The following is a 26,075-nucleotide window of genomic DNA, read 5'->3' as shown; positions in this document are numbered from 1 at the left end:
GGAGCGCGGGCAGGACCCGCGGCGGGGCGGCGGCGAGGAGCAGGGCGAGCGGGGTCAGCGGGACCCACGAGGTGACGGCCGGCAGGGCACGGGGGCTCAGGCGGGCAGCCGCGGGACGGCGTCCACCAGCTCCTGGGTGATCGGGTGCCGGGGGCTCTCGAGGAGCCGGCCGGCCGGGCTCTCCTCCACCACCCGTCCGCGGTCGAGCACCAGGGCGCGCTCGCACAGGGAACGGACCGCGGTGAGGTCGTGGGAGATGAACAGCAGCCCCAGACCTCTGCGGACGTGCTGGTCCTGCAGCAGCTCCAGCACCTGGTTGCGCAGCGGCAGGTCGAGGCCGCTGACCGCCTCGTCGGCCAGCAGGATCCGGGGGCGGGTCACCAGCGCCCGGGCGATGGCCACGCGCTGGGCCTGGCCGCCGGAGAGTTCGTGGGCGCGTCTGTCCAGGTGCTCGGCGCCGAGGCCGACCTGCTCCAGGGCGTCCCGGACCAGGCGCTGGTGGTCGCCGGGGACGCGGAAGCGCCGGAGCGGTTCGAGCAGCTGGCGCTCGACGCTGCGCCGCGGATCGAGGCTCGACGCCGGATCCTGCGGAACGTACTGCACGGCCTGCCGGGCCCGCCGGATCCGTTGCCGGCCGATCAGGGGCATGTCGTCGAAGAGGACCTCACCCCGGTCCGGGCGCTCCACGGCCAGGAGCAGGGACAGCAGCGTGGACTTGCCCGATCCGGAGGGGCCCACCACGCCCAGCGCCTCGCCCTCGCGCACCTCGAGGTCGACCCCGGACACCGCGGTCACCTCCCCGGAGCGGGTCCGGTAGGTCCGGGTGAGTCCGGTGCCGCGCAGCGTCGTCGGCCCTGCCGGCCGGGTCACGAGGCCGCGCCCAGCGGTGCGGCGACGGGCCGGGAGCCGGTGCGGAGTTCTGGCTCCTGCGGGGCCACGACGGGTCGGAGACCGGGGCGGAGGTTCCGCTCCTGCGGGGCCGCGGCGGGCCGGAGGCCGGCGCGGGCGGCCGCGACCAGGGCCGCGGTGAACGCCGCCCGGGGCGATCGGAGCACCTGCTGCATCGGGCCGGCCTCCACGACCCGCCCCTGCTCCAGGACCACGACCGCGTCGCAGAGGTCGGCGGCGACCGCGAGGTCGTGGGTGATGAACAGCAGCGCGCTGCGCCCCGGCCCCGTGCAGCGGCGCAGGGCCTCGACGACCTGGCGCTGACTGATCATGTCCAGGGCCGTGGTGGGTTCGTCGGCCACCAGCAGGTCCGGTGACGCGGCCATGGCCAGGGCCAGGCACACGCGCTGCCGCTGCCCGCCCGAGAGCTGGGAGGGATGGGCGTGCAGGATCCGCTCGGGGTCCTCGAAGCCGACCTCGCGGAGCAGCTCCGCCACGACCCGGCCGGCCTCCGCCGCACCGGTCCGGCGGCGGCGGGCCACGGCGGGCAGCAGCTGCCGGTCCAGGCGCACCACGGGGTTCAGCGCGGCCTGGGAGTCCTGGAAGACCGCCGCCATGCCGGGGCGCCGGCCCGGCGCCTGGCGCCAGGGCAGCTCACGGCCGTCGACCCGCAGCGTGCCCTGCACGCGGAACTGGGGCCCCAGCAGTCCCAGCAGCGCCAGCACCGTCAGGGACTTGCCCGAGCCCGAGGCCCCGAGCAGGGCCACCCGCTGCCCGGGCTGCACCCGGAGGTCCACTCGGTGCAGCAACGGCTGTCCGGCCACGGAGACCTCGAGGTCCCCCACCTCCACACGGGCGGCACTGCGCACGCTCTCTCCTCGGGTCGCACTCGTCAACTGTCTCACAGTAATGATTATCATTCGCAGTTTACAACGGCACGCCGACCGGCCTCGATCCGTCGTCGATGTTTATTGAGAATGGGTATCATTCTCGTCTATGGTTCGAGCATGCACACATCGTCCCGCACCCTGACCTTCTCCGGACTCGTCGTCGCCGCGCTGGCGCTGTCCGCCTGCTCCCCCGGCACGGCCGAGGCCGAGCCCGCCGCCGAGAACTCCGCCGCCGCGACGACCCCGGCCGAGGCCTCGAGCTCCCCGTCCGCCTCGGGCGGTTCGGCGGAACGCCAGGAGGTCGCCTCCCTCACGCCCCGCGTGGTGCTGAGCTACGACGGCGGCCTGATGACCCTCGACGCCGAGTCCGGGGAGATCCTCGGGACCACCGAGCACGAGGGCTTCCTGCGGCTGAACAACGCCGGGGACGGCCGGCACGTGCTGGTCAGCGACAGCGACGTCTTCCGGCTCTTCGACACCGGGCTGATCGACCAGGCCCACGGCGGCCACTCCCACTACTACGAGCAGGCCCCCGCCCTCACGGACACCACCCTCGAGGCCCCCGAGGCCGCGCACGTGGTGGTGCACGAGGGGAAGACCGCGCTGTTCGCCGACGGCAGCGGAGCCATCCAGGTCCTGGACTCCACCGCCTTCTCCGACGGCTCCGTGGAGGACGGCGAGGTGGAGCGCCACGCCACCGAGGCGGCCCACCACGGCGTGGCCGTACCGCTGACGGACGGGAACCTGCTGCTCACCCAGGGCACCGAGGAGAGCCGCGACACCGTCCAGGTCGTGACGCCCGCGGGCGAGGTCGTGGCCGAGACCACCGACTGCCCCGGGGTGCACGGCGAGGCCGCGGCCGCCCCCACCGCGCAGGGCGACGTGATCTCCCTGGGCTGCGAGAACGGCCCGGTGGTCTACCGCGACGGCGCCTTCCACAAGGTCGCCGTCCAGGAGGACTACCAGCGCTCGGGCAACCAGTTCGGCTCCCACGGCTCCCCGGTCGTGCTGGCCGACTACAAGACCGACGCGGACGCCGAGCAGGAGCGCCCCACCCGGATCGGGCTGATCGACACCCGCACCGATGAGATCCGCACGGTCGACGTCGGCTCGGCCTACTGGTTCCGCTCCCTGGCCCGCGGGCCCGAGGGCGAGGCCCTCGTGCTCACCTACGACGGGCAGCTGAACATCCTCGACGCCGACACCGGGGACGTGCTGCACGAGGTCGCCGTCGTCGAGCCCTGGGAGGAGCCCGAGGAGTGGCAGGAGCCCGGCCCGGCCGTCAAGGTCGCCGGGGACCGCGCCTACGTCACCGACGCCGCGGCGCAGAAGCTGCACGTGGTGGACATCGCCGCCGGCACCGTGGTGGACAGCTTCGACCTGCCCGAGACGCCCACCGAGATCGCCGTGGTCGACGGCGAGCCCGAGTCCCCCGCCACCGCGGAGGTCGGGCACGAGGACCACGACCACGCAGGGGACGCCCACGAGGGTCACGACCACTGAGCCGACGCGTTCCTGACAGGGGCGCCCGTCAGCCGGACCACGACGACGGGCGCCCACCAGGTGACCACCGGCCGCCACGGCCTCGGAAGGAGCCACCCATGTCACGCCGCACAGCCCGCCCCCGGAGGGCGCTGAAGAACAGGACCCCGGCCGACGCCAGCGGACCGGTGCTCGCCTGGTGCACCGGATCCCGCTGCGCAGGCCTGCGCCGCCTGGCCGACGGAGAGGACCACGAGCAGCAGATCGTTTCGACCATCAGGGCCACCCCCGGGGCCGTGCTCATCAACTCACCCTGCCTGGGACGGTGCGAACTGGCCTGCGTGGCCGCCGTGGCCCGCCGCGACGGCCCCAACGATCAGATCGGCCCGCTCGCGTGGTTCAGCGGCCTGGAGGACCACCGCCGGTTCCACGCCCTGCGGGAGTGGCTGCGCGCCGGGGGCCCGCAGCAGATCCTGCAGCCGGACCGCGTCCTGCCGTCGGCGCTCCGGGCGGCGACCTGCGGCACCACCCCGGCGCCCAGGATCCGTCGCGGCTGAGACCGCCCCGGCTGTCGCGGGCGGGCCTGCGGTCACGCCCACCCGGCCCGGCGACGGGCCGGGGTGCCGGTCGAGCGCCGCCGCATCCGGCGAGCGCCGGACGGGGACAGGTCAGACCGTGGCCGCGTGCACGTAGGCGTCGATCGCCTGCCCGGCCGTCCGGAACCAGGGCCTGGCGTCGTCGTAGCCGGACCAGCCGTCCGTCAGCACGGCCACCACGTACTCCTTGCCGTTCAGCCGGACGAGCCCGGCGTCGTGCGAGACCTGGATCAGCAGGCCGGTCTTGTGCGCGAACTCCACGTCCGGGGACAGTCCCGTGGACAGGGCGTAGTCCAGCTCCTGGGCCGTGAGGAAGCCGAGCAGCAGGGTGGTCGACGGCTCGGCGAGCAGCTCGCCCGTCCGCAGCCGGTCGAGGAAGTCGGCGACGTCGTCCGGCGTGGTGGTCATGGCCACGGTCCCCGCCACCCCGGTGTCGGGGTCGTAGGTCGTGGACTCGAAGCTCTGCCCCTGGGCGAACGCCTGGACCTCGTGCCACCCCAGCCATCGCCCGAGGGCGGCGCCGGAGACGTTGTCCGACCAGGTGATCATCCGCTCCACGGCCTCCCGGACCGTGAAGGTCGTGCCCGGCACGGTGTCCGTCAGCGCGATCTGGCCCTGGTCCACCCGGTCGAGGACCGCATGGGCCAGGAAGAGCTTGTACAGGCTGGCGCTGGTGAAGGAGCGGTCCGGGTTGCGGGACACCACCTCCGCACCGGCCGGGTCGAGGAGCACGAGCCCCAGCTCCCCCGGCACCTGGGCGGCCAGGACCTGCAGATCAGCCTGGAGGCGGATGACCGCCGGATCGGTGGCCTCGACGGCGGAGGACGGCGCCGCGGTGGCCGCGCCGGAACCAGCCAGTGCGAGGAGCAGCGCCAGGAGAGCCCCTGTGAGGCGCCCCCGGCGGGCAGGCCACGGGCTGCGGCGCGCGAGTGATCGAGTTCCTGGGTGCATGGTGCGTCTCCGTTCCCCCACGGACGAGGCGCGGCCGGGGCAGTTCCCCGGCGGCAGGGCCATTCTGTTCCCCACGGCGATCCTCCGCCACCCTTTGCGGGGATCGTCCGTTCGGCACCGTAGGTCCGGCGCCCCGGACCGCGGCACCGACAGGGGCCGCGGTCCCTGCGACTCGGGCGGCGACGTCAGCGGCCCAGCTGGACGCTCATCCGGGGCATCAGCACCTGGACCAGCGGTCCGATGGCCAGCGCGTAGAGCACCGTGGCCAGGCCCACGGTGCCGCCGAGCAGCCACCCGGCGAGCACCACGGTCACCTCGATCGAGGTGCGCACGATCAGCACCGATCCTCCGGTGCGCCGCACCAGGCCGGTCATCAGTCCGTCCCGCGGGCCGGGCCCCAGGTGCACGCCGATGTAGGCGGCGGTCGCCACGGCGTTGAGGAGCACGCCGGCGAGCACGAACAACACCCGCAGCGGCAGCGACTCGACCGGGGGCAGCACCGCCAGGGTCGCGTCGAGCACCAGCCCCACCACCACCGCGTTGCTGACGGTGCCGATGCCGGGCCGTTCGCGCAGCGGGATCCACAGCAGGAGCAGCAGCAGGCTCACGGCGATGACGACCGTGCCCATGCTCACCCCGAGCTGCCGGGAGAGCCCCTGGTGGAGCACGTCCCACGGGATGACGCCGAGCTCCGCCCGCACGAACAGCGCCATGGTGATGCCGTAGAGCACCAGGCCGGCGTAGAGCTGCACGAGCCGCCGGGGCAGCCGGCGCGGGCCCGGCCGGTCGGTCGAGCGGTTCGGGTTCCGCGGACGCCAGTACATGCGGACCATCCTCGCACCGGCGCGGAGGACCTGGCGCACCGAACCAGGTCCGCCGGCAGGAGCGCCGCTCCACGGCCTCATGAGCGACAGTGTCCAGTCATGTTTCTCGACCAGTGGGCCATATTTTTAGACCAAAGGTCTTGTTATTTGAGGCTGATGCTGGCTCAATGGCTGGTGTGACCAAGTACCACATGATCCGCGACCACCTGTTGGACCGTCTCGACTCCATGGCGGCCGGCGAACAGCTGCCGACCGAACGCGACCTGGCCCAGGAGCTGGGGGTGTCGCGGATGACGTTGCGCCGGGCCACGGACGAACTGGTGGCCGGCGGACTGGTGCGCCGGCGACCGGGGTCCGGTGTCTTCGCGGTCGGCCCCAAGCTCGACACGGCACTGGCCGCGACCTCGTTCACACAGGACATGCTGTCCCGGGGGCTGCGCCCGGGAAGCCGGATGCTGGCCTTCGAGCGCCGCGCGGCGGGGGCTCGGATCGGCCGACGCCTGGAGGTCTCGCCGTCGGCCGACGTCGTACACGCCACCCGATTGCGGCTGGCCGACGAGGAGCCGATGTCCATCGAGACGCTGTACGTCCCGGAGTCGGTCGTACCCGGCCTGACGGTCGACGATCTCGAGGACGCCTCCTACTACGAACTGCTGAGGCTGCGGTACGGCGTAGTCATCGCGCGCGGGGTGCAGACCATCCAGCCCACGGTGACCGACGAGGAGGAGTCACGAGAACTGGGTGTTCCGCTCCACTCACCGGCGCTGCTGTTCGAGCGGACCTCGTGGGCGGCGGACGGCACGGTGGTGGAGTTCGTGCGGTCGATCTACCGCGGCGACCGGTACCAGATCCGCACCGAGCTCACGGTGCCTCGGACCGCTGCGCCCGTGCAGGAGACCACCGGATGAGCACCGTGCTGGTCTTCGACGCCGGGAAGACCGGCTGCCGGATGGGCCTGTGGGTCGACGGCGACCGGGTCGGGCACGGCGAGGCCCCCGGGGCGTCAGGAATCGCCGACCCGGGCGGCGTCGACCAGGCGCTGTCGCGGATGGCACAGGCCACCGATGCATCAGGCAGCTCGCACCCCTGCCCTGGACGCCCTGTGGACACGGTGGTGGCCGGCCTGGCAGGACTCCTGAGCGCCGCCGAGCACGCGCCCCTGTTGCGAGCCGGGCTCGCCGCGCGGTATCCCGGCGCGGAGGTCATCGTGACGAGCGACGCCATCACCTCGCACGCGGGCGCACTCTCCGGGCAGGCGGGGGTGGTCCTCGCCGCGGGCACCGGCGTCAGCGTCCTGGCCGTGACCGCCGACGGCACGTACAGCCTCGTCGACGGATGGGGTTACCTGCTCGGGGACGCCGGCAGCGGCTACGCCATCGGACGCGCCGGGCTGGACGAGGCGCTGCGACAGGCCGACGGCCGGGGCGGCAGCCCTGTCCTGCTCGACCGCACAGTCGCCCGATGGGGCGATCCGCGCCGGGTGCCCCGTACGGTGCACGCCTCGGAAAACCCCGCGCGCGTGGTCGCATCGTTCGCCCGCGACGTGTTCGCCGCGGCCCGGTCCGGGGACGACGCGTCTCAGAAGATCTGCGACGAGGCGGCCCGCGAGCTCGCGCTGTCGGTGGCCGCAGCCGTCCGCATCGCGCACCTGGACCCTCCGGTGCAGCTCGCCACGACGGGTGGGCTCCTGAACGCCGGACCGGTGCTGACCGACCCCCTCGATCGGCACCTGGACCAGATGCTGCCTGGGATCAGCCGCCGGCCGGCCGACGGCGATGCCCTCAGCGGTGGCTATCTGATCGCCGCCGACCCCGACCTGCCGCACCGCCGGATGCTTTCCTGCGGGCACGACGAAGGAGACGTGAGATGACACCCACGCCACGGCCCCGAGAAGACCTGGCCGCCTTGGACACCGAGACGTCCCGACCCGGGGTGCGACTGGAGGAGCTCGGGACGGCTGACCTGGTGGCCGCCCAGCTCGCCAACGACCGCATCGTCTCGGAGGCGGTCGAGGCCGCCGCCGAACAGATCACCGCCGCCCTGACAGTCATCGTGTCGAGGCTGCGTGCGGGTGGACGGCTGGTCTACCAGGGCGCGGGAACCCCTGGCCGGCTCGCGGTCCTGGACGCCGCGGAGTGCCTGCCGACCTTCGGGGTCGGCCCCGATGTCGTCCGCGCGCTCATCGCCGGTGGGCACGACGCCCTCACCCGGGCGGCCGAGGGCGCCGAGGACGACCGTGACGCCGGCGCCCGCGACGTCCGGGCGGCCCGCGTCGGCCCGGACGACGTGGTGGTCGGGATCAGCGCCTCGGGCCGGACGCCCTATGTGCTGGGCGGGATGGAGGCCGCCCGTGCCGCGGGCGCGTTCACCGCGGGCCTCACGAACAACGCCCGCACGGCTCTCGCGGAGGCCGTGGACCAGCCGATCGAAACGCTGACCGGCCCGGAGTTCGTGACCGGGTCCACCCGGCTCAAGGCCGGCACGGCGCAGAAGCGGGTGCTGAACATGCTCTCGACCATCACGATGATCGAGCTGGGCAAGGTGCACGGCACCCTGATGGTCGACGTCGTGGCCACCAACGAGAAGCTGCGGGAGCGGGCCCGCCGCATCGTCGTCGAGGCAACCGGCGCGTCGTCCGAGGCAGCGGACCGGGCCCTGGCCGAGGCGTCCGGGCACGCGAAGACGGCGATCGCCGCCCTGCTGCTCCAGGTGCCCGCCGCAGAGGCCGCGGCGCGCCTGGAGGCGGCCCGCGGGCACCTGGGCCACGTGGTGGGTGAGCAGTCATGATCGTGACCGGGCTGATGACCGGGACCTCCGCCGACGCCCTGGACGTCGCACTGGTGGACTTCTCCGTGATCCGCGGGGAGGACGGGGACGAGCTGGTCATGGACCTGCTCGACCACGGCGAGGTCCCCTTTCCCTCCGACCTCGGCCGCGACCTGCTGCGCCTGCTCGAGCTGGGCTCCGTGCCCCTGAGCCTGGTGGCCGACGTCGACAGCCGGCTCGGCGTCCTCAGCGCCGACGCCGTGCAGGGGATCCTCGACGCCAACCGGGTCGACTGCGACCTGGTCGTCTCCCACGGCCAGACCGTCCAGCACCTCCTGTCCGACGGGGTGGTGCGGGGGACCCTGCAGGTCGGGCAGCCGGCCTGGATCGCGGAGCGCACCGGGTGCCCGGTGCTCTCCGACGTGCGCGCCCGTGACGTCGCCGCCGGCGGCCAGGGAGCCCCACTGGCCAGCATGCTCGACTCCCTGCTGTTCGCGGACGCCTCGGAAGCCACCGCGGCGGTGAACCTCGGTGGGATCGCCAACATCACGGTCCTGTCTCCCGGTTCGCCCCCGGTGGCCTACGACACCGGCCCGGCCAACGCACTGATCGACGTCATGGCCCGGCGCATCACCGGGGACCCACGCGGCATCGACCGCGACGGGGCCCTGGCCGGCCGGGGACGCGTCGTCGAGCCGCTCCTCGAAGACCTGCTTGCGGAGCCCTACTACCGACAGCCCGCACCCAAGTCCACCGGGAAGGAGCTCTTCCACGCCGGGCACCTCGACCGCGCCCTGGCGAGCCGTCCCGGCCTCGACCCGCACGACGTCATCGCCACGGTGACGCGACTGACCGCGCTCACGGTGGCCGCGGAGTGCCACCGGCACGGCGTCACCCGTGCCGTGGTCTCGGGCGGAGGCACCCACAACCCGGCGCTCATGACCGAGCTGCGGCGAGCGCTGGGGGACGGCGTCGTCCTGGAGCCGATCGACAGCACGGGCCTGCCCGGGGACGCCAAGGAAGCCGCCCTGATGGCACTGCTCGGCTGGCTCACCTGGCACGGCCTGCCCGCCACCGTGGCCAGCTGCACGGGCGCGTCCCGTGCCACACCTGCCGGTCGCCTCACCCCGGGAAGACGGCCGCTGATCCTGCCGGAACCGCGGCCCCACCTGCCCCACCGACTCCGGGTGACCACTCGGCCCGAGCCCTCCACATCAGTCGAAGGAGACCTGTGATGCTGCACGTACTGGACCTGGCCGTCATCGCCCTCTATCTGGTCGCGACCGCCGCCCTGGGACTCAAGCTCAGTGGCAAGCAGAAAGGCCTGAGCGACTACTTCCTGGGCGGGCGCAACCTGCCCTGGTGGGCCGTCTGCCTCTCCATCGTCGCCACCGAGACCAGTGCGCTGACCGTGGTCGGCATCCCGGTGATGAGCTACCTGGGCAACGTGTCGTTCCTCCAGGTCGCCCTCGGCTACCTGCTCGGCCGGATCCTGGTGGCGTACCTGATGCTGCCGCGCTACTACGACGGGGAGATGGTCACCGCCTACGCCTACCTGGGCAAACGATTCGGCCGCAGCACCCAGACCACCGCCGGCATCACGTTCCTGTTCACCCGTCTCCTGGCGGACGGGATCCGGGTGCTGGCCGCCGCGATCCCGCTCAAGCTGATCTTCGACGGCATCGGCCTCGACACCAGCTACTTCACGATCATCGTGGTCCTGTCGGTGGTGACGATCGCCTACACGTTCATCGGCGGGATCCGCGCCGTCGTCTGGGTCGACGTGGTCCAGATGCTGCTGTACGTGTTCGGCGGCCTGCTCACCATCGCCGTGATCACCAGCGGCATGGGGCTCACCTGGCTCCGTGACGCGGCCGGCGCCGACAAGCTCCAGATGTTCGTCCTCTCCGGCAACCCCTTCACCGACGCCTCCACCTTCATCCCGTCGGTCATCGGGGGCGCCATCTTCTCGATGGCCTCGCACGGCGCCGACCAGATCATCGTGCAGCGGTTGCTGGCCTGCCGCAGCAAGGCGGAGGCCCAGAAGGCGATCATCGTCTCCGGGGTGGTGGTCTTCTTCCAGTTCGCCGTCTTCCTGGCGGTCGGCCTGGCGCTGTGGGGCTTCTTCGACCAGCAGTCGCCCGAGCAGCTGGGCCTGACCCGCAACGACGAGGTGTTCCCGAGGTTCATCGTGGAGGGCCTTCCGGCCGGGGTCTCTGGCCTGCTCCTGGCCGCCATCCTCGCCGCCGCCATGAGCACCCTGTCGTCCTCGCTCAGCGCGCTGTCGTCCTCCACCGTCACCGACGTCTACGCCCAGCTCAAGAAGACCCCGCTCACCGACCGTGAGGGACTCCGGGTCGGCCGCTGGGCCACCGTCGGCTGGGGCCTGGCCTTCATCGCTCCCGCGGCGTTCTTCAAGGACGACTCGGGCAGCATCGTGGTCCTGGCGCTCGGGATCGCCGGCATCACCTACGGGGCTCTGCTCGGTTCGTTCGTGCTCGGCCTGGTCAACAAGCGGGCCCGTGCCCTGGACGCCAACGTGGCCTTCGTCTGCGCGGCGGCGACGACCATGACCCTGTTCGTGCTGGAGAAGTGGGTGCTCGCCGTGGACGGTGTCCCGCACGTCCTGCTCGCCTGGCAGTGGTACCCGCTGGCGGGCGTGATCGTCTGCCTGGTCGTCGGCGGACTCCTGTCGCTGCGCCACGGACGTGAGGCCGCGTCGAACCCCCAGGCGGAGACCAGCACCGTGGGAACCCGGGACTGACCCGGGCGCGTCCGTCGAAGCAGCATGTGAGGGGAAACGTTATGGAAGTCGTCATCGTGTCGGACGCCGCCGCGGTCGGAGAAGTGTCCGCCGACGCCATCAGTGCGCTCGTGCAGAGGAAGCCGGACGCGGTACTGGGCCTGGCCACCGGGTCCAGCCCGTCGGAGCTGTACCGGGAACTGGCCCGGCGGGTCGCCACCGATGAACTCTCCCTCGCGCAGTGCCGCGGGTTCCTGCTGGACGAGTACGTCGGCCTCCCGGCGGACCATCCGCAGCGATACCGCACCGTGATCGAGACCGAGGTGGTCACGCCGACCGATCTGCGCAGCGAGCGGGTGCAGGGGCCGGACGGCCTCGCCGCGGACCTGCCCGGGGCGTGCGCCGACTACGAACGGTCCATCCAGGACGCCGGCGGCATCGACCTGCAGATCCTCGGGGTCGGTTCGGACGGCCACATCGCCTTCAACGAACCCGGATCCTCCCTCGGTGCGCGCACCCGGATCAAGACCCTCACGGATCAGACCCGGCGCGACAACGCCCGGTACTTCGGCGACGACATCGGCTCCGTGCCACACCACTGCCTCACCCAGGGCATCGGCACGATCCTGCAGGCACGCCACCTCGTGCTGCTGGCCAGCGGACGTGCCAAGGCCGAGGCCCTCCACCAGGTGGTGGAGGGACCGGTCACGGCCATGTGGCCGGGCAGTGCCCTGCAACTGCACCCCCACGTCACGGCGATCGTGGACGAGGCCGCGGCCTCCCGGCTGCAGCTCTCCGCCTACTACCGCGACGCCTACCGCAACAAGCCCGCCTGGCAGGGCCTGTGACACGGGCCGGGAGCAGCAACGGCACCGCGGTCCTGTCCGCGGACCGTGTACTGGACGACCACGGCGTCCTGCGGCCCGGCTGGATCTCGTTCGCGTCCGGGCGGATCACGGGCACAGGCGCCGGCACTCCGCCGAACCGTGCCCAGCACCTGGACGGCCTCACCCTGGTGCCGGGCTTCGTCGACGTGCACCAGCACGGTGGAGGCGGCGCGGCCTACACCGACGGGCCGGACGCCGCGGTGACCGCGCTGCGCACCCACCGCCGGCACGGGACCACCACCTCCGTGGCCAGCCTGGTCACTGACACGGTCGAGGCGCTCGAGCAGCAGGTGGTGTCCCTGGCCGGGCTGGTCCAGGAGGACGAGCTGGCCGGCATCCACCTGGAGGGACCGTGGTTGTCGGAGCTCCACTGCGGCGCCCACGACACCACGCTGCTGCGGGACCCGGTGTGGGCCGAGGTCGAACGCGTCCTCGACGCGGGACGGGGCGCCGTGCGGATGGTCACCCTGGCCACGGAGCGGCCCGGGGCCCTGGACACCGTCCGTGAGCTGACCCGCCGCGGAGTGGTGGCCGCCGCGGGCCACAGCGATGCGACGTACGCCCAGGCGTCCGAGGCCATCCGCAGCGGCGTCAGCGTGGCCACCCATCTGTTCAACGCCGAGCGGGCCGTCCACCATCGCGAACCCGGGCTCGCCCTGGCCCTGCTGCGGTCGGAGCGGGTCGTGGTCGAGCTGATCGCGGACGGCGTGCACGTGCACCCGGCCGTGCTGCGGACGGCGATGGAGCAGGCAGCCGGCCGGTTCGTCCTGGTCACCGACGCGATGGCGGCCGCGGGCGCACCCGACGGGGCGTACCGATTGGGTCCGCTGCAGGTACAGGTCCGCGACGGCCGCGCGACGCTGGCCGGCAAGGACACCATCGCCGGCAGCACCCTGACCCTGGACCGGGCCGTGCGGTACGCCGTCCACGAGGTCGGCATCCCCCTCGAGGAGGCGCTCACGGCGGTGACTGCAGCACCGGCCCGCCTGCTCGGACGAAACGACCTCGGCAGCCTGGTCCCAGGGGCCCGTGCCGACCTGGTGGCCCTCGATGACGACCTTCAGGTGCGTGCCGTCTGGCGGCGCGGCCATCGGTGCGACGAGCAGTCGTGACGTCGACGCCCCCGCTCGGTTCACACCTCGTCGAGCCGCCGGTACCGGGACGGAGTGGTGCCCGTGGTGGCGCGGAAGTGCCGGTTGATGTTGGACAGGTTGGTGAAGCCCACCCGGTAGCAGATGTCCGAGACCGGCAGGTCGGTGCCGCGCAGCAGCCGGCAGGCCTCGGTGAGCCGCATCCGGGTGCCCGTGCGGTTGAAGCCCACACCGGTGGCCTTGGCGAACAGCCTCGAGAACGCGTTGGGGTGGGAGATCCAGTTGTGGGGCAGGCGGGAGCCCATGATGCTGAGGTGGCCGGGGCCGAAGGGCCCGGCCCAGTCGCCGGCCATGACCGTCCCGGAGGACTCCCGGATCAGGTGCACCTCCACCTCGGGGTGGTAGTGCCAGCGGGCCAGCGGGTGGGGCCAGTCGTGCTCGTGCCACCGCACGGAGCTCGACGGGTCCGGGATCACCAGCTCCCGGACCGGGGAGGTGGGGTCCTCCGTCGTCGTGCTCCGTGCGGCGGCAGCCACGGTCAGGCTCCGGCCACCCGGATCTGGATCTTCGTGTCGGTGGGCCGCCCCTCGGCGCCGCGCTCGAAGGCGGCCACGGACTCCTCGAACGGATACGTGGCGCTGATCAGGGCGCCCAGGTCCACCGCCGGGGACGCGGCGAGCTCGATGGCCCGCTGGTAGGAGTTGGCGTAGCGGAACACGGTCTCGATCCGCAGCTCCCGGGCCTGGGCGGCGGCGACGTCCAGCGGCACCGGGTCCACCGGGATGCCGATCAGCACCACGGTCCCGCCCGGTGCGGGGATCTCCCACAGGTCGCCGAACGCGTGCGGGCTGCCGCTGGCCTCGAAGACCACGTCCGCGCCCCAGCCGTCGGTGGCCTCGCGCACCACCTCGCGGAGGTCCTGGCGGGAGACGTCCACGGCGTGGATGGTCGGATACGCCTCGATCTTGGCGAACTTCTCCGGGGCCACGTCCGAGATGTACACCCGGGACGCCCCGCTCGCGGCGGCGGCGATGGCGGTGAGCACCCCGATGGTGCCGGCGCCCACCACCACCGCGACGTCGCCCGGCGACAGGCCGGCCTTGGTCACCGCGTGCACCGCCACCGCGAAGGGCTCGATCAGGGCGCCCTCCTCCAGCGAGAGCTGCTCGGGCAGCCGGTAGGTGAAGTCGGCGGGGTGGATGATCTCGGGCTGCAGGCAGCCGTCCACCGGGGGCGTGGCCCAGAACTGCACGTCCGGGTCCACGTTGTACATGCCCAGCCGCGCGGCGCGCGAGCGCGGATTGGGGATGCCCGGCTCCATGCAGACCCGGTCCCCCACGGCCAGGTGGTCCACGCCCTCCCCCACCTCCAGCACCGTGCCGGAGGCTTCATGCCCGAGGACCATCGGGGCCTCGACGACGTAGGGCCCGATCCGGCCGTGCGTGAAGTAGTGGATGTCGCTGCCGCAGATGCCCACGGTGTGCACGCCGATGCGCACCTCACCTGGGCCCACCGGGCGCAGCGTGGGGACGGGCCGGACCTGGATCTCGTGCTGGCGTTCGAGGACGACGGCGTCCATGGGGCTCTCCTGGGTGTTCGAGGTCGGGGTGGTCGTGGAGATCATGATTCCAGGCCATGCCATACAGCGGTGGTCGCTTCGCCGAAGCGGCCAAGAGAACCGTCCCAGCCTTCCGCCGGTGCTCCACCGTGTTGGGTACGCAGGTGTCCAGCGCGCCGATAATCAGCGAGAAGGGCGCCCAGAAACGGCCATCATTCGCCGATCAGGCTTTTCTGACGGTGAGAGTGACGTTGGGGCAGGAGCCTGCAATCCGCGCCAGTGCAGCCTTCTCGGCGCTGTCTACCTTGAGGCCCCACCGGATCTTCACTGCCACCCACTCCCCGATGTAGGCGCAGCGGTGCTTGGGCGGCATCCAGGCCTCGGGGCCGCGGGCCTGCTTGGCCGAGTTGAGCTTGGAGGTCTGTGCGCTCAGGGCCCGGTGGTCCCCGAGGTCGTTGTAGAACGCCACGCGCTTGGACTTCGTCCAGTACCGGGCCCCGGAGCCCCACGCTTCGTGGACGGGGACGGTGTGGTCAATCTGCACGGTGGTGGCTGAGGTGTGCACGCGCCCGTCCCAGGTAGTGACCCAGCGCCCGCCCTTGACGGTGCAGCGCTTAGCGGTGGTGAAGCTGGTTTTGACCTTGGACTCGTTCTGCAGCACCTCGGCCCGGGTGTTCTGGCAGTCGCGGTTCGCGTCGTTCCAGTCCCCGAACTGACGATCCCGGTCGTAACCGGCGTTGTTCTCCGCAGCCACCGGCAGGGACTTCACCGCGGTGCGCAACGGGGCGCTGTAGGTACCCGCGGCTTCTGCAGGCATCACGCCACCAGCGAGGAGCAGTCCTGCCACAACCACGGAGGCGGCGGTCGCCCGGTGCGGGCCACCGGCAGCGGGCGATAAGGAAATAGCAGTGCGGGCACGGGAAAAAAGTCCGAAAAGCATCGGGGGCCTCCAGAATGGGGGGTGAGGCGCCGTCGGGGGCGTGTTCCTATCTTCGCATTACGACTGCAAATAGCGGTGACGTGTCGCCCCGTGCGTGATCGCACTTATGGGGACATTCCTCCACGGTGGCCCTAGAGCGTGGCCATCCGTGCGTACTGGCTACGGACTCGATCTGCAGGATGGCATAGGTGGAAGTGCCCAGACTCGTCCCGACTACGGGATGAGCGCTCAACGCACATCACCCGGCCCTGGAAACCAGAACTGGAGCAATTCCCAGATTCCGTTCGGGCACCGTAGCCGCGACACTCGAAGGCCTGTCCTCGACGGAGTCAGACCATGTATCGCATCTAGGCTGCGCCTATGCGCCCAATCCCCTCCACTACCAACGAGCGACTCTTACCCGGTTTGTACGAGCATCTCGAGGATGAGCAGCTTACTCAGCAACTAGCGACGTTGGCGCCCGAAAGGGTGACGCTCGACGATGTCGATGATGCGGACAGTCCCCATGTCTTGAGCCGCTACCTGGCGCATCGCATTCATAGGCACCTGCAGTCTGTTCCAGCAGGGCATCGCGTCGACGAGGCGAATCGCATTCTTGAACTTTTTGACCAAGGAGCGGATGGAGCATTCTACATTGCCCCAGGTCCTCGCCAATTGATTGCCGTCTCCCAAAAGGCCGGCAAGCCTTTGCAGAGGCCAGCAACGCCCCTGTCAGACGCGGCACTGCTCACCAACACTCCCCACGAGCCACAAGTGGGCCGGGAAATCGCGAAGGAGCTAGAAAGCGCCGACCGGGTGGATCTCCTGATCGCCTTTGTGAAGTGGTCTGGGCTCCACGTCATGGACAAGGAGCTGCAGGATTTGAAGGACCGTGGCGTTCCTTTCCGGGTACTCACCACGGTCTACATGGGTGCCAGCGATGCCAAGGCAATCAACGCGCTGGCGCGCAAGTACGGCGCGGAAGTTCGTGTCAGCTACGAGACCCGCAATACGCGGCTCCACGCTAAGGCGTGGATGTTTCACCGCAAGACCGGCTTCAGCACGGCCTATGTCGGTAGTTCGAACCTGTCGCACGCCGCCATGCTCGACGGCCTCGAGTGGAACGTGCGCCTCTCCTCCGTCGCGACGCCGGCGCTCCTCCAAAAGTTCGAGGCGACCTTCGAAAGCTACTGGGCGTCGGAGAGCTTTGAGCAATACAACCCGGACGACGACAGCGAGCGTCTCGCGAGGGCCCTCGCTGAAGGCGGCGGGCGGATGTCTTCGGACGTGTCCATCGCGCACCTGGATGTCCAGCCCTACCCCTACCAAGCTCAAATGCTCCAGGAGTTGGAGGCCGAGCGTATCATTCACGACCGCCACCGGAATCTCGTGGTCGCCGCGACAGGCACGGGGAAAACCATCGTCGCAGCCTTGGACTATCGTCGGCTACAGGCAGGCGCCCTCAACGAGCTCTCGCTGCTTTTTGTGGCTCACCGCCGAGAGATTCTCGAGCAGGCGCGTCAGACCTATGCCACGGTGCTGCGTGACGGCGCTTTCGGAGAACTCATGGTCGACGGCTATCAGCCAGCACGAGGCAAGCACGTCTTTGCGTCGATTCAATCCCTCAATGCCAAGAGCCTGGACCGCTTCGCGCCTGAGTCCTTTGACGTGGTGGTCATCGACGAGTTCCACCATGCCGACGCTCCGACCTACCGCAAGATCATTGAGCACTTCCAACCTCAGGAACTCCTCGGCCTCACCGCTACGCCAGAGCGCGGCGACGGCGTCAACGTCGCAGAGAAGTTTTTTGGAGGCCGCATTGCCAGCGAACTGCGCCTGTGGGATGCCCTCGATCAGCAGTTGCTGACGCCGTTCCACTACTTCGGTGTCTCAGACGGCGTCGACCTGTCTTCACTTCAGTTCCGGCGGGGTCGGTACGAGGACAAAGAACTGGATGCCGTGTACACGGGCAATGACGCACGCACGGCCAAGGTCCTGCAGGCCCTCAACGACAAGGTGCTCGATCCGCACCGGATGAAAGCAATCGGCTTCTGCGTCTCCGTCAAACATGCGGAGTACATGGCGCGTAAGTTCACAGCGTCCGGACTGCCGTCCGCGGCACTGTCTGGAGAGAGTTCCAGCGACGAGCGACGGTCTGTGCTTAAGGCGCTGCAGCGTGGAGAAGTACGCGCCGTCTTTGCCGTCGATCTGTTCAATGAGGGTCTCGATATTCCGCAAGTCGATACCATTCTCATGCTGCGACCGACGCAATCCTCCACGTTATTCCTGCAACAACTGGGACGTGGTCTACGACTGGCTCCCGACAAGCCGGTACTGACCGTTTTGGACTTCATTGGGTTTCAGCACCGAGAGTTCCGATTCGATCTTAAATACCGAGCCGTAACGGGGTCGAGCCGGACGCGTCTGGCCAAGGACTTGGAAGACGGCTTTTCCTTTCTCCCCTCTGGCACGCAGATCGTCTTCGATACGGTCGCCCAGTCCGTGGTGCTCAACAACGTCAAGCGGCAGCTACGCCTAACCACAAGGCAGGTGATTGACGAGATTAAGGACCTGGCAGCGCAGCAACCGGCGCCTGAGTCGTACACCCTGCGTCAGTACCTGACGGATTCCCTCTCGGAGGCCTCGGACATCTACCGGAGAAACAAGTTCGATGGTCGGCCGACAACCTGGAACACCCTCCGTCGTGCCGGTGGATTGGTCCCCGATGTGCTGTGGCCCACCGCAGATCAGGAGGTTGAAGTCCTTACTTTGTTGCAGCGCGCCAAGGCATTTCTCAATGTGGATGACCCTGCCCGCCTCCGGTCCTATGAGCTCCTACTTCAATTGGCTGCACCGCCGGTATTGTCTCTGCCGCTCAGGGAGCAGCGAATGGCACGCATGCTTTACTACTCCTTCTGGCCGCAAGGCCCGAAAAGCGGCGGGCCGGGCGACCTGGAAATCGGTCTCCATCTGCTGCGATCCCACGCCATCCTGCGGAACGAGCTGACGCAGCTCATCGACGTCACCGCTGACAACGCGCGCAACCTACCGCGACCGCTGGGTAATGGGTATGCCGACATCCCCCTGCAAACCCATGCGCACTACACCCGGGAAGAGCTTCTGGCCGGTTTGGGCATGGGGGAAGAGGGACAACGCACTCCCGGCACCGTGCGCGAAGGAGTGTCCTGGATTCCGTCATCCCGCTGTGAGGCGCTTCTCGTCACGCTCCACAAGTCGGAGAAGGACTTCTCGCCCAACACCATGTATAAGGACTATGCGATCTCTGAGACGCTCTTCCACTGGGAGTCGCAGAACCAGACCACTCCGGAGTCCGCAGCGGGACAGCGGTATCAGCACCACACCGCGCAAGACAGCCACATCATGCTGTTCGTCCGCGAATCTCCGACGCAGGAGGCGGGCACCTCGCCATATGTGTTTTTGGGTCCTGTCGACTACGTATCGCACGAAGGATCCAAGCCCATGTCGATCGTCTGGAAACTGCGGCGCCCAATGCCCACCACGGTGTTTTCCGCAGCGAGCACGGTAGCGCCGCTCAGTTAGAGGTGCGGACGGCGAGGTTCAGAATTCGATCACCTGCCGCACCGCCCGCCCCGCGTCCAGCTCGTCCATCGCCTCGTTGATCTGCTCCAGCGTGATGTGCGAGGTGATCAGCTTCTCCAGCGGCAGCGCGCCGTCCCGCCACATCTGCTCGTACTTGGGGATGTCCACGGCCGGCACGGCGGAGCCGAGGTAGCTGCCGATGATCTGGCGGGCCTCGGCGGTGATCTTCAGCGGCTCGATCTGGGACATCGCGCCGGGTGCCGGCAGGCCCACGGTGACGGTCACCCCGCCCACGGCGGTGGCGTTGAACGCGGTCTCGAACGCCCGCGGGTGCCCGGCGGCCTCGATCACCACGCGGGGCTTGTCCTCGAGCGCCACGAGCTCGTCCGGGGTGAGCGCCTCGTCGGCGCCGAATTCCTTGGCCAGCTCCAGCTTCTCGGTCAGCGCGTCCACGGCGATCACCCGGCGGCAGCCCACGGCCTTGGCGACCAGCACCGCGGCGAGTCCCACGCCGCCGAGACCGACCACGGCCACGGCGTCGTCGGGAGTGGCCTGCGCCGCGTTGAGGACGGCCCCTCCCCCGGTGAGCACCGCGCAGCCCATGACGGCCGCGATGGGGGCCGGGACGTCCTCGCCCACGGGCACCACGGAGCGGCGGTCCACCACGGCGTGGGTGGCGAACCCGGAGACCCCCAGGTGGTGGTAGACGTTCCCACGGGACGCGGAGGTGAGGTGCTGGGAGCCCTCGATGAGGGTGCCGGAGGCGTTGGCCTTCGACCCGACCGTGCACGGTAGCAGCCCCTCGGTCCGGCACGCGGCGCACTCGCCGCAGCGCGGCAGGAACGCCATCACCACGTGCTGACCCACGGCCAGGTCGGTGACGTCGGCGCCCACGTGCTCGACGACGCCGGCCGCTTCGTGCCCCAGCAGCATCGGCAGGGGCCGCGGCCGGTTGCCGTTGACCACGGAGAGGTCGGAGTGGCACACCCCGGCGGCGGTGATCCGCACGAGCAGCTCGGTGGGCCCGGGCTCGCCGAGCTCGAGCTCCTCGACGCGCAGCGGCTGCGACTCGGCGTACGGGGCCGAGGCCTCCATGGTCTCCAGGACGGCTCCACGAATCTTCACGACGACCTCCGGTCTCGGGGCTGGGCTGTGACGCCGTTCACCGTATCGCCCGGTCCGGGAGTTATCGAGGACGTGCGCCGGACCGTCCCGCCGCGGGGTCGGCCCGTCCCGGCCCGTGCGGAGGAATCGGCAGTATGCGTAGTATCGGGGTGCGGCACTGCAGGAGAACCCCCGTCGCCGCCGGGACCCCCGACCTGAGAAGGAAGACCCCATGATCGGCTTCATCGTTGCCGGACTCGTCATCGGCGCCCTCGCCCGGCTCATCAAACCCGGCAGGCAGAACCTCAGCCTGATCGCCACGCTGCTGCTGGGCCTGGCCGGCTCGGTGATCGGCGGCGTCATCGCCAGCGCGCTGGGCACCGGCGACATCTTCGAGCTCAACGTCCTGGGCTTCATCGTGGCCGTGATCGCCGCGGTCCTGCTGATCGGCGTGGCCGAGAGCCTGTCCGGACGCAACAAGGCAGCACGCAACAGGGCCGTGCGCTGACCGCTCAGCCGAGCAGCGCGGGCAGGAGCAGTCCGACCACCGTGAGCACGGCGCCGGTCCAGAACAGCCACCGCGTCATGCGGTACGGGGCCGTGAGCGCCCACCGGCGCGGATCGCGGACGCGGTAGTAGACCGTCACCTCGGCCCCCGGGGCGGGAACGGGCGCCGGCGGGTCCGGCCACGGCTCCTCGTGGATCTCGTAGCGGGTGGTGTGCCAGCGCAGGCAGGACTCCCCGTCCGTGAGCACGTGCAGGGCCTCGGTCCGGTGCCAGCCGAGGTAGAGGCACCGGATGAGCAGGGCCGCCACCACCAGCGCCACACCGGTGTTGGTGGCGGCGGCACTGAGCACTTCGAGCAGGGCCGCTCCACGGAGTCCGGTCACGGATCCGAGCCTATCGACCGGCCGTCCGGGCCACCGTGCGACGCCCCCGAACTCCCAGCCATCTCCCGGCCGGTGCGCCGGACCGCGGCCTCAGGCGGTCGCCGGCGGGGCGGCCCGGTGGGCCGCTCCGCGCCGGCGGGCGAGGACGATCAGGACCGCGGCGATGGCCGAGATGACCAGCATCGGCACCAGCATGAACGGGCCGCCGGCACCGGCCGAGCGGTCGAGCCCCTCGCTCATCTGGCCCGCGGCGGTGGCCACCAGGAAGAGCATGACGTTGTTCGCCGCGTGCACCAGCGAGGCGGCCTCGAGCCCGCCCGTGGCCTGGCTCAGCAGCGACATCGCGATCCCGAAGACCAGGTAGTAGACGATCAGCCACACGTCGGTGGCGAAGTGCGCGATCGAGAACAGCACCGCGCTCACGCCGGTGCCGACCACGAGGGACGGGACGGTCCCGGAGACCCATGACCCGGCCGCGCGCTGGATCACGCCGCGGAAGATGTACTCCTCGGACGCCGCCTGCAGGGGCGTGGTCAGCAGGACGACCGCGAGGAAGGCCCACGCGGTCGCGTCCAGGGAGAGCGGGCCGGGCGCCTCGACGAGCGCCACGAGCCCCACGTAGGCCACGAACAGCGGGACGACCACCAGGGCGGCCCGCCCGCACCAGCCCCAGCGGAAGCGGCCCAGCACCGAGTGCAGGGTACCGACCGGCTGCCGGTGCAGGTACCGGTGGAGGAGCAGGGCGACGACGGCCGAGAGGACCAGCGTGAGATTGCTGGCCAGCAGCAGCACCGGCGTCATGGTGATCCGCCCGCTCGCGAGGTCGTCCATCGTGGTGGAGCCCAGGACGAGGTCGATCCCCATGGCGCCGAAGGTCAGCACGATCGAGAACAGCAGCACCGCGGCGCAGAGGACGAGGATGCTGGTGAATCCCTTCCACCAGCGGTTGCGGGGCGTGCGGTAGAACTCCGCGTAGGTGACCGGCGCCGTCGCCGGGAAACCCGGCTGCGGGGCCGGGCCACCGGGGTGGCCCGGATACGGGGCTGCCGGCCACCCCGCGGGCGGACCAGGAGGCCGGACGCCGGCGGGCGTGGGCGCAGGAGGGGCGTCGGGCTGCCAGGGGGCCGGTCGCCGCGGAGGCTGCGAGGTCATGACGTCAGCGTAGTTCTCGGCACCGACCCCGAGGTTCCGTGGCCGTGGGCCGGGCCGGTGTCGCGGACAGTCAGGAGGGATCCGCCGAGAGAGCGTCGCCGTCGGCCGGGGACGGCAGGTAGTGCTCCAGCGGGGAGAACTCCGGCTGCGAGGAGGCGTCGCCGACGGCGTGGGCGCCCACCGCGTTGGCGGCACGCAGGGCCGTTCCGTGGTCGAGCCCGGCGGCGAGGGCCAGCACCAGCGCGGCGCAGAAGGCATCACCGGCACCGACCGTGCTGACCACGGCGACCTCCTGGGCGGGAGCGGCGGCGACCTGCCGCCCGTGCGCGTAGAGGGCCGAGCCCCGAGCGCCGTAGGTCACCGCGACCAGCTTCGCGTCGGCGAGCTCGGGGAGGCAGGCGTACTCGGTCTCGTTCACGACGACCAGGTCGCACCGCTCCACCAGCTCGGCCGGGAGGGACCGGGCCGGGGCGGCGTTGAGAGCGAAGAAGCCCGGGGTCCGCCGGGCGGTCTCGCACACGGTGTCGAGCGCGATCTCCAGCTGGCAGAGCACGACGTCCTCCGGCGCGAAGGCCACGTCCTCGAGGGACACCTCGGCGTTGGCCCCGGCGCAGACGGTGATCTGGTTCTCCCCGTGGTGGTCCACGGTGATGAGGGCGGTGCCGGTCGGCGCCGGCACCCGGCGGACGCCGGTGGTGTCGACGCCGGCGTCCGCCAGGTGGCGGAGGAGGAGCCTGCCGTCCGGGTCGTCGCCGACGGCGCCGATCATCCGGGCGCGGCCGGCGAGCCGTGCGGCGGCCACGGCCTGGTTGGCGCCCTTGCCGCCCGGCTGCCGCTGCAGGTCCGCGCCGATGACGGTCTCCCCGGGCGCGGGCAGCCGCTCGCACACGGCCGTGAGGTCGAGATTGATGCTGCCCACCACGGTGAGCGCGGCCCCCACGGACTCCGCCGGTGCGGCCGGGCCGAGCCGGCGGAGGGCGTGCAGGAGGTGCGGGGCGAAATCCTCGGCCAGCTCGAGCACCACGCGGCACCGGGCTCCGGCGGGTGCGGGATAGCCGGCGAACCGCCCGCGCAGATCGCAGATCGTCTGGCCGCGCCCGGGACCGTCGGTCGTGTCGACCTGGACCGTCACCCGCGGCGCGAGGGCCGGTTCCACGGTGCCGGCCGCCAGCGCCGCGGCCAGGGGGTCGTGCAGGGCGGAGAGCGGGCGGCCGAAGACCCCGGTGTAGAAGTCGGCGTAGCGCTCGAGCATCGCGGCCAGCGGGGGCAGCGCGGGATGGTCGATCGCGGCGAGCTGCTGCCGCTGCTCCTCGTCCAGGCGGTGGTCCATGGTGACGTCCAGCGGCACGAGGGTCACGTCCCACGGAGCGGCGAGCACCTCGGCGGCCGCCTCGGGGTCGTGCGAGATGTTGGCTTCGGCGACCGGCGTGCGGTTGCCGGGGACCAGGGCGGCGCCGCCCATGACGGTGACGCCGGCGACCAGCTCGGGCAGGGCGGGGTCCTGTCGCAGGGCGCGGGCGAGGTTGGTCAGCGGGCCGGTGGCCAGCACGTGCAGCTCGCCCGGGTGCTCGTGGGCCAGCCGGATGAGCATCGCGTCCGCCGCCTCGGCCACCGGCTCGGCGGCCGCCCGCGGCAGGTCCACGTCCCCGGTGCCGTTGGTGCCGTGCACGGCCGGGGTGCCGCCGCCGAACCGGCTGCGGAGGGGGTCACGGGCGCCGACCGCGACCGGGATGTCGGAGCGGTCCAGCAGGGCCAGCAGGTCCACGGTGCTGCGGGCGGCGGTGGTGGCATCGGTGTTGCCGCTGACGGTGCCGACGCCCCGCAGGTCGACCGAGGGCGTGGCCACCAGGTAGGCCAGCGCGACGGCGTCGTCGATGCCGGTGTCGCAGTCCAGATAGAGGAGTCGGGCAGCCGGATCGGTCATCGCTCGCATCCTTCGGGTCGGTCGAGGACAGGGGCCCTCGCAGCGCTCACGCTAGAGTACGCGGTACCACGCCGGCGGCGCCGAACGCAGGAGGCCGTGCCCGCACCGACGTCGTCGCCGGCACCCCGGGCACACCCGACGGAAGGACAACCGGACATGCTCGACGTGCTGTGGGGCGTCGGGGGCATGATCGCCCTCCTCGCCATCGCCGTCCTCTTCTCGGTGGACCGCCGCAGGATCCGCATCCGCACCGTGGCCCTAGCGCTGACCATCCAGGTGGTCTTCGGCGTGCTGGTGCTCTACGTCCCGGCCGGCCGCGCCGTGCTCGAGGCCCTCACCCTGGCGGTCCAGGCCGTCATCAACTCCTCCGGCGCGGGCATCGACTTCCTCTTCGGCCCGGTCCTGCCCGAGGAGGGCTCGGTCTTCGCCTTCCAGGTGCTGCCGGTCATCGTGTTCTTCGCGGCCCTGACGTCGGTGCTGTACTACCTGGGCGCCCTGCAGTGGGTCGTGAAGATCATCGGCGGCGGACTGGCGAAGCTCCTCGGCACGACCACGCCGGAGTCGATGAACGCGGCTGCCAACATCTTCGTCGGGCAGACCGAGGCGCCGCTGGTCATCAAGCCCTACGTGGCCGGGATGACGCGCTCCGAGCTCTTCGCCGTCATGTGCGGCGGGCTGGCCACCGTGGCCGGCTCGGTGCTCGTGGGCTACTCCCTGCTCGGGGCGCCGCTCGAGTACCTGATCGCCGCCTCGTTCATGGCCGCGCCGGCCGCCCTGCTCATGGCCAAGCTCCTCGTCCCCGCCGGGGCGCTGGAGGACGCCCGCGACGAGGCGCCGGCGGGTGCGTCCGCGCGGACCTCCGACGACGCCGCCGATCCGGCGGACTCCGGGCGCCACGCCGGTGCCCCGGCGCAGCCCGAGCCGGGAAAGGAGAAGCGTCGCGGCGCCGCCCGGTGGCTCGCCCGCGGCTCCCGGCGCGGGGCCACGTCCTACGCGGCCGTCGAGTTCGCCCGCCGGGAGGACGCCCAGGCCGCGGCGCGCGGCGACGGCGCCGCCACCCGACCCGACGATCTTGTCCGGTCGCACGATGCCGCCCAGCCCGGCGACTCCGCCCGGCCCGACGACGTCGCTCGGTCCGCCGACCCGGCCGGGGTCTCCGCGACGGACGCGGCCGACGGCGCGACGGGCGGCGCGAGGGGCGATGCGACGGACGAGGACACGGAGCCGGCCAACGTCATCGACGCCGCCGCCCGCGGCGCGTCCGACGGCCTGAGCCTGGCCCTCAACGTCGGCGCGATGCTCATCGCCTTCATCTCGCTCATCGCGCTGATCAACATCGTCCTCGGCGCGGTCGGCGGCCTGTTCGGGCTGGAGGCGCTCACCCTGGAGCAGCTCTTCGGGTACGTCTTCGCGCCGGTGATGTTCGCCGTGGGGGTGCCCTGGACCGAGGCGATCGACGCGGGCAGCTTCCTGGGGCAGAAGCTGGTGCTCAACGAGTTCGTCGCGTTCGCCGACTTCGCCCCGCAGATCGAGAACTACTCCGCCAAGACCCAGGCCATCGTGACCTTCGCCCTGACCGGCTTCGCGAACTTCGGCTCCCTGGCGATCCTGCTCGGCGGGCTCGGCGGCATCGCCCCGAGCCGCCGCCGGGACATCGCCCGCCTCGGCCTGCGGGCCGTGCTCGGCGGGACGCTCGCCAACCTGATGAGCGCCGCGATCGCGGGCATGCTCATCGGCTGACCGCACCGGGCCGAGCACGGCCCGGCGGGACCGGCATGAACGGTCGGCACCTGCGTGGCCCGTCCGCGCCGGGAAGGTCCGCCCGGCCGTGCTCGCCCGGACGGCCGGG

The 26,075-nt window shown here is 71.2% G+C and carries 23 protein-coding genes and 1 pseudogene; 12 read left to right on the top strand and 12 right to left on the bottom strand.

Annotated elements, in window-relative coordinates:
• Positions 1–96: 96 nt before the first annotated feature.
• A complete protein-coding gene (locus PU704_RS12815; RefSeq protein ID WP_277551623.1) occupies positions 97–870 on the bottom strand; it encodes an ABC transporter ATP-binding protein in 774 nt (257 codons plus the stop codon).
• Positions 867–1,757, bottom strand: a complete 891-nt coding sequence (locus tag PU704_RS12810) for an ATP-binding cassette domain-containing protein (protein WP_277551622.1) — start codon at positions 1,755–1,757, stop codon at positions 867–869. The genes PU704_RS12815 and PU704_RS12810 overlap by 4 nt, the downstream gene beginning before the upstream one ends.
• Positions 1,758–1,895: 138 nt before the next feature.
• Between PU704_RS12810 and PU704_RS12805 the strand changes: the two genes are divergently transcribed.
• Both PU704_RS12805 and PU704_RS12800 read left to right on the top strand, forming a co-directional pair.
• Positions 1,896–3,281: a hypothetical protein gene (locus PU704_RS12805; RefSeq protein ID WP_277551621.1), complete on the top strand. Its 1,386-nt coding sequence runs from the start codon at positions 1,896–1,898 to the stop codon at positions 3,279–3,281.
• Between the two features lie 98 nt (positions 3,282–3,379).
• Complete coding sequence (locus PU704_RS12800; RefSeq protein WP_277551620.1) at positions 3,380–3,817, top strand: hypothetical protein; 438 nt, start codon at positions 3,380–3,382, stop codon at positions 3,815–3,817.
• Positions 3,818–3,928: 111 nt separating this feature from the next.
• Here the strand turns inward: PU704_RS12800 and PU704_RS12795 are convergent, their stop codons facing one another.
• Both PU704_RS12795 and yczE read right to left on the bottom strand, forming a co-directional pair.
• The gene (locus PU704_RS12795; RefSeq protein ID WP_277551619.1) at positions 3,929–4,807 is read right to left on the bottom strand and encodes a serine hydrolase; all 879 of its coding nucleotides are present in this window, start codon (positions 4,805–4,807) and stop codon (positions 3,929–3,931) included.
• A gap of 185 nt (positions 4,808–4,992) precedes the next feature.
• The gene (gene yczE / locus PU704_RS12790) at positions 4,993–5,631 is read right to left on the bottom strand and encodes a membrane protein YczE (RefSeq protein WP_277551618.1); all 639 of its coding nucleotides are present in this window, start codon (positions 5,629–5,631) and stop codon (positions 4,993–4,995) included.
• Positions 5,632–5,798: 167 nt separating this feature from the next.
• Between yczE and PU704_RS12785 the strand changes: the two genes are divergently transcribed.
• From PU704_RS12785 to nagA, 7 genes are read left to right on the top strand one after another with little or no spacing between them, the layout of a single operon-like run.
• Complete coding sequence (locus PU704_RS12785; RefSeq protein WP_277551617.1) at positions 5,799–6,539, top strand: GntR family transcriptional regulator; 741 nt, start codon at positions 5,799–5,801, stop codon at positions 6,537–6,539.
• Positions 6,536–7,501 carry an N-acetylglucosamine kinase gene (locus tag PU704_RS12780; RefSeq protein WP_277551616.1) on the top strand — a complete coding sequence of 322 codons (966 nt, stop codon included), beginning with the start codon at positions 6,536–6,538 and terminating at the stop codon, positions 7,499–7,501. Before PU704_RS12785 ends, PU704_RS12780 begins: the two co-directional genes overlap by 4 nt.
• A complete protein-coding gene (gene murQ, locus PU704_RS12775) occupies positions 7,498–8,418 on the top strand; it encodes an N-acetylmuramic acid 6-phosphate etherase (RefSeq protein ID WP_277551615.1) in 921 nt (306 codons plus the stop codon). The genes PU704_RS12780 and murQ overlap by 4 nt, the downstream gene beginning before the upstream one ends.
• Positions 8,415–9,632, top strand: a complete 1,218-nt coding sequence (locus tag PU704_RS12770; RefSeq protein WP_277551614.1) for an anhydro-N-acetylmuramic acid kinase — start codon at positions 8,415–8,417, stop codon at positions 9,630–9,632. Before murQ ends, PU704_RS12770 begins: the two co-directional genes overlap by 4 nt.
• Positions 9,632–11,161: a sodium:solute symporter gene (locus PU704_RS12765; protein ID WP_277551613.1), complete on the top strand. Its 1,530-nt coding sequence runs from the start codon at positions 9,632–9,634 to the stop codon at positions 11,159–11,161. The genes PU704_RS12770 and PU704_RS12765 overlap by 1 nt, the downstream gene beginning before the upstream one ends.
• Positions 11,162–11,202: 41 nt before the next feature.
• Entirely contained in the window at positions 11,203–11,988 is a 786-nt protein-coding gene (gene nagB / locus PU704_RS12760) for a glucosamine-6-phosphate deaminase (protein WP_075871152.1), read from the top strand.
• Positions 11,985–13,139: an N-acetylglucosamine-6-phosphate deacetylase gene (nagA, locus tag PU704_RS12755; protein WP_075871153.1), complete on the top strand. Its 1,155-nt coding sequence runs from the start codon at positions 11,985–11,987 to the stop codon at positions 13,137–13,139. Before nagB ends, nagA begins: the two co-directional genes overlap by 4 nt.
• 20 nt (positions 13,140–13,159) lie before the next feature.
• On the opposite strand, the gene PU704_RS12750 is transcribed toward nagA, so the two are convergent.
• The 3 genes from PU704_RS12750 to PU704_RS12740 form a co-directional block, all read right to left on the bottom strand.
• Positions 13,160–13,654: an AraC family transcriptional regulator gene (locus PU704_RS12750; RefSeq protein ID WP_277551612.1), complete on the bottom strand. Its 495-nt coding sequence runs from the start codon at positions 13,652–13,654 to the stop codon at positions 13,160–13,162.
• Positions 13,655–13,656: 2 nt separating this feature from the next.
• Positions 13,657–14,742 (bottom strand): NAD(P)-dependent alcohol dehydrogenase, encoded by a 1,086-nt coding sequence (locus PU704_RS12745; RefSeq protein ID WP_277551611.1) that lies wholly within the window; start codon positions 14,740–14,742, stop codon positions 13,657–13,659.
• Positions 14,743–14,899: 157 nt separating this feature from the next.
• The gene (locus PU704_RS12740) at positions 14,900–15,493 is read right to left on the bottom strand and encodes an HNH endonuclease family protein (RefSeq protein WP_277551610.1); all 594 of its coding nucleotides are present in this window, start codon (positions 15,491–15,493) and stop codon (positions 14,900–14,902) included.
• 483 nt (positions 15,494–15,976) lie between these two features.
• On the opposite strand from PU704_RS12740, the gene PU704_RS12735 reads away from it, so the two are divergent.
• Positions 15,977–19,156: a DEAD/DEAH box helicase gene (locus PU704_RS12735; RefSeq protein ID WP_277551609.1), complete on the top strand. Its 3,180-nt coding sequence runs from the start codon at positions 15,977–15,979 to the stop codon at positions 19,154–19,156.
• A gap of 18 nt (positions 19,157–19,174) precedes the next feature.
• Here the strand turns inward: PU704_RS12735 and PU704_RS12730 are convergent, their stop codons facing one another.
• A complete protein-coding gene (locus tag PU704_RS12730) occupies positions 19,175–20,281 on the bottom strand; it encodes a zinc-binding dehydrogenase (RefSeq protein WP_277551608.1) in 1,107 nt (368 codons plus the stop codon).
• 211 nt (positions 20,282–20,492) lie between these two features.
• Between PU704_RS12730 and PU704_RS12725 the strand changes: the two genes are divergently transcribed.
• On the top strand, positions 20,493–20,768 hold the full coding sequence (locus PU704_RS12725; protein ID WP_075871158.1) for a GlsB/YeaQ/YmgE family stress response membrane protein: 276 nt from the start codon (positions 20,493–20,495) through the stop codon (positions 20,766–20,768).
• 4 nt (positions 20,769–20,772) lie between these two features.
• On the opposite strand, the gene PU704_RS12720 is transcribed toward PU704_RS12725, so the two are convergent.
• The 4 genes and pseudogenes from PU704_RS12720 to PU704_RS12705 form a co-directional block, all read right to left on the bottom strand.
• Positions 20,773–21,150, bottom strand: coding sequence for a hypothetical protein (locus PU704_RS12720; protein ID WP_139318395.1), 378 nt, complete (start codon positions 21,148–21,150; stop codon positions 20,773–20,775).
• Between the two features lie 90 nt (positions 21,151–21,240).
• On the bottom strand, positions 21,241–22,302 hold the full coding sequence (locus PU704_RS12715) for a CPBP family intramembrane glutamic endopeptidase (protein ID WP_277551607.1): 1,062 nt from the start codon (positions 22,300–22,302) through the stop codon (positions 21,241–21,243).
• 70 nt (positions 22,303–22,372) lie between these two features.
• Complete coding sequence (locus tag PU704_RS12710; protein WP_380113551.1) at positions 22,373–23,287, bottom strand: ribokinase; 915 nt, start codon at positions 23,285–23,287, stop codon at positions 22,373–22,375.
• A 36-nt stretch (positions 23,288–23,323) separates the two neighbouring features.
• A pseudogene (locus PU704_RS12705) lies at positions 23,324–24,226 on the bottom strand (nucleoside hydrolase); the annotation flags it as partial.
• A 156-nt stretch (positions 24,227–24,382) separates the two neighbouring features.
• Between PU704_RS12705 and PU704_RS12700 the strand changes: the two are divergent.
• Positions 24,383–25,966, top strand: a complete 1,584-nt coding sequence (locus PU704_RS12700; protein WP_277551606.1) for a nucleoside transporter C-terminal domain-containing protein — start codon at positions 24,383–24,385, stop codon at positions 25,964–25,966.
• Positions 25,967–26,075: the final 109 nt, after the last annotated feature.

Source organism: Kocuria oceani, assembly GCF_029524215.1.
GTDB lineage: Bacteria > Actinomycetota > Actinomycetes > Actinomycetales > Micrococcaceae > Kocuria > Kocuria oceani.
This window is presented reverse-complemented; position numbering and strand designations above follow the sequence as displayed.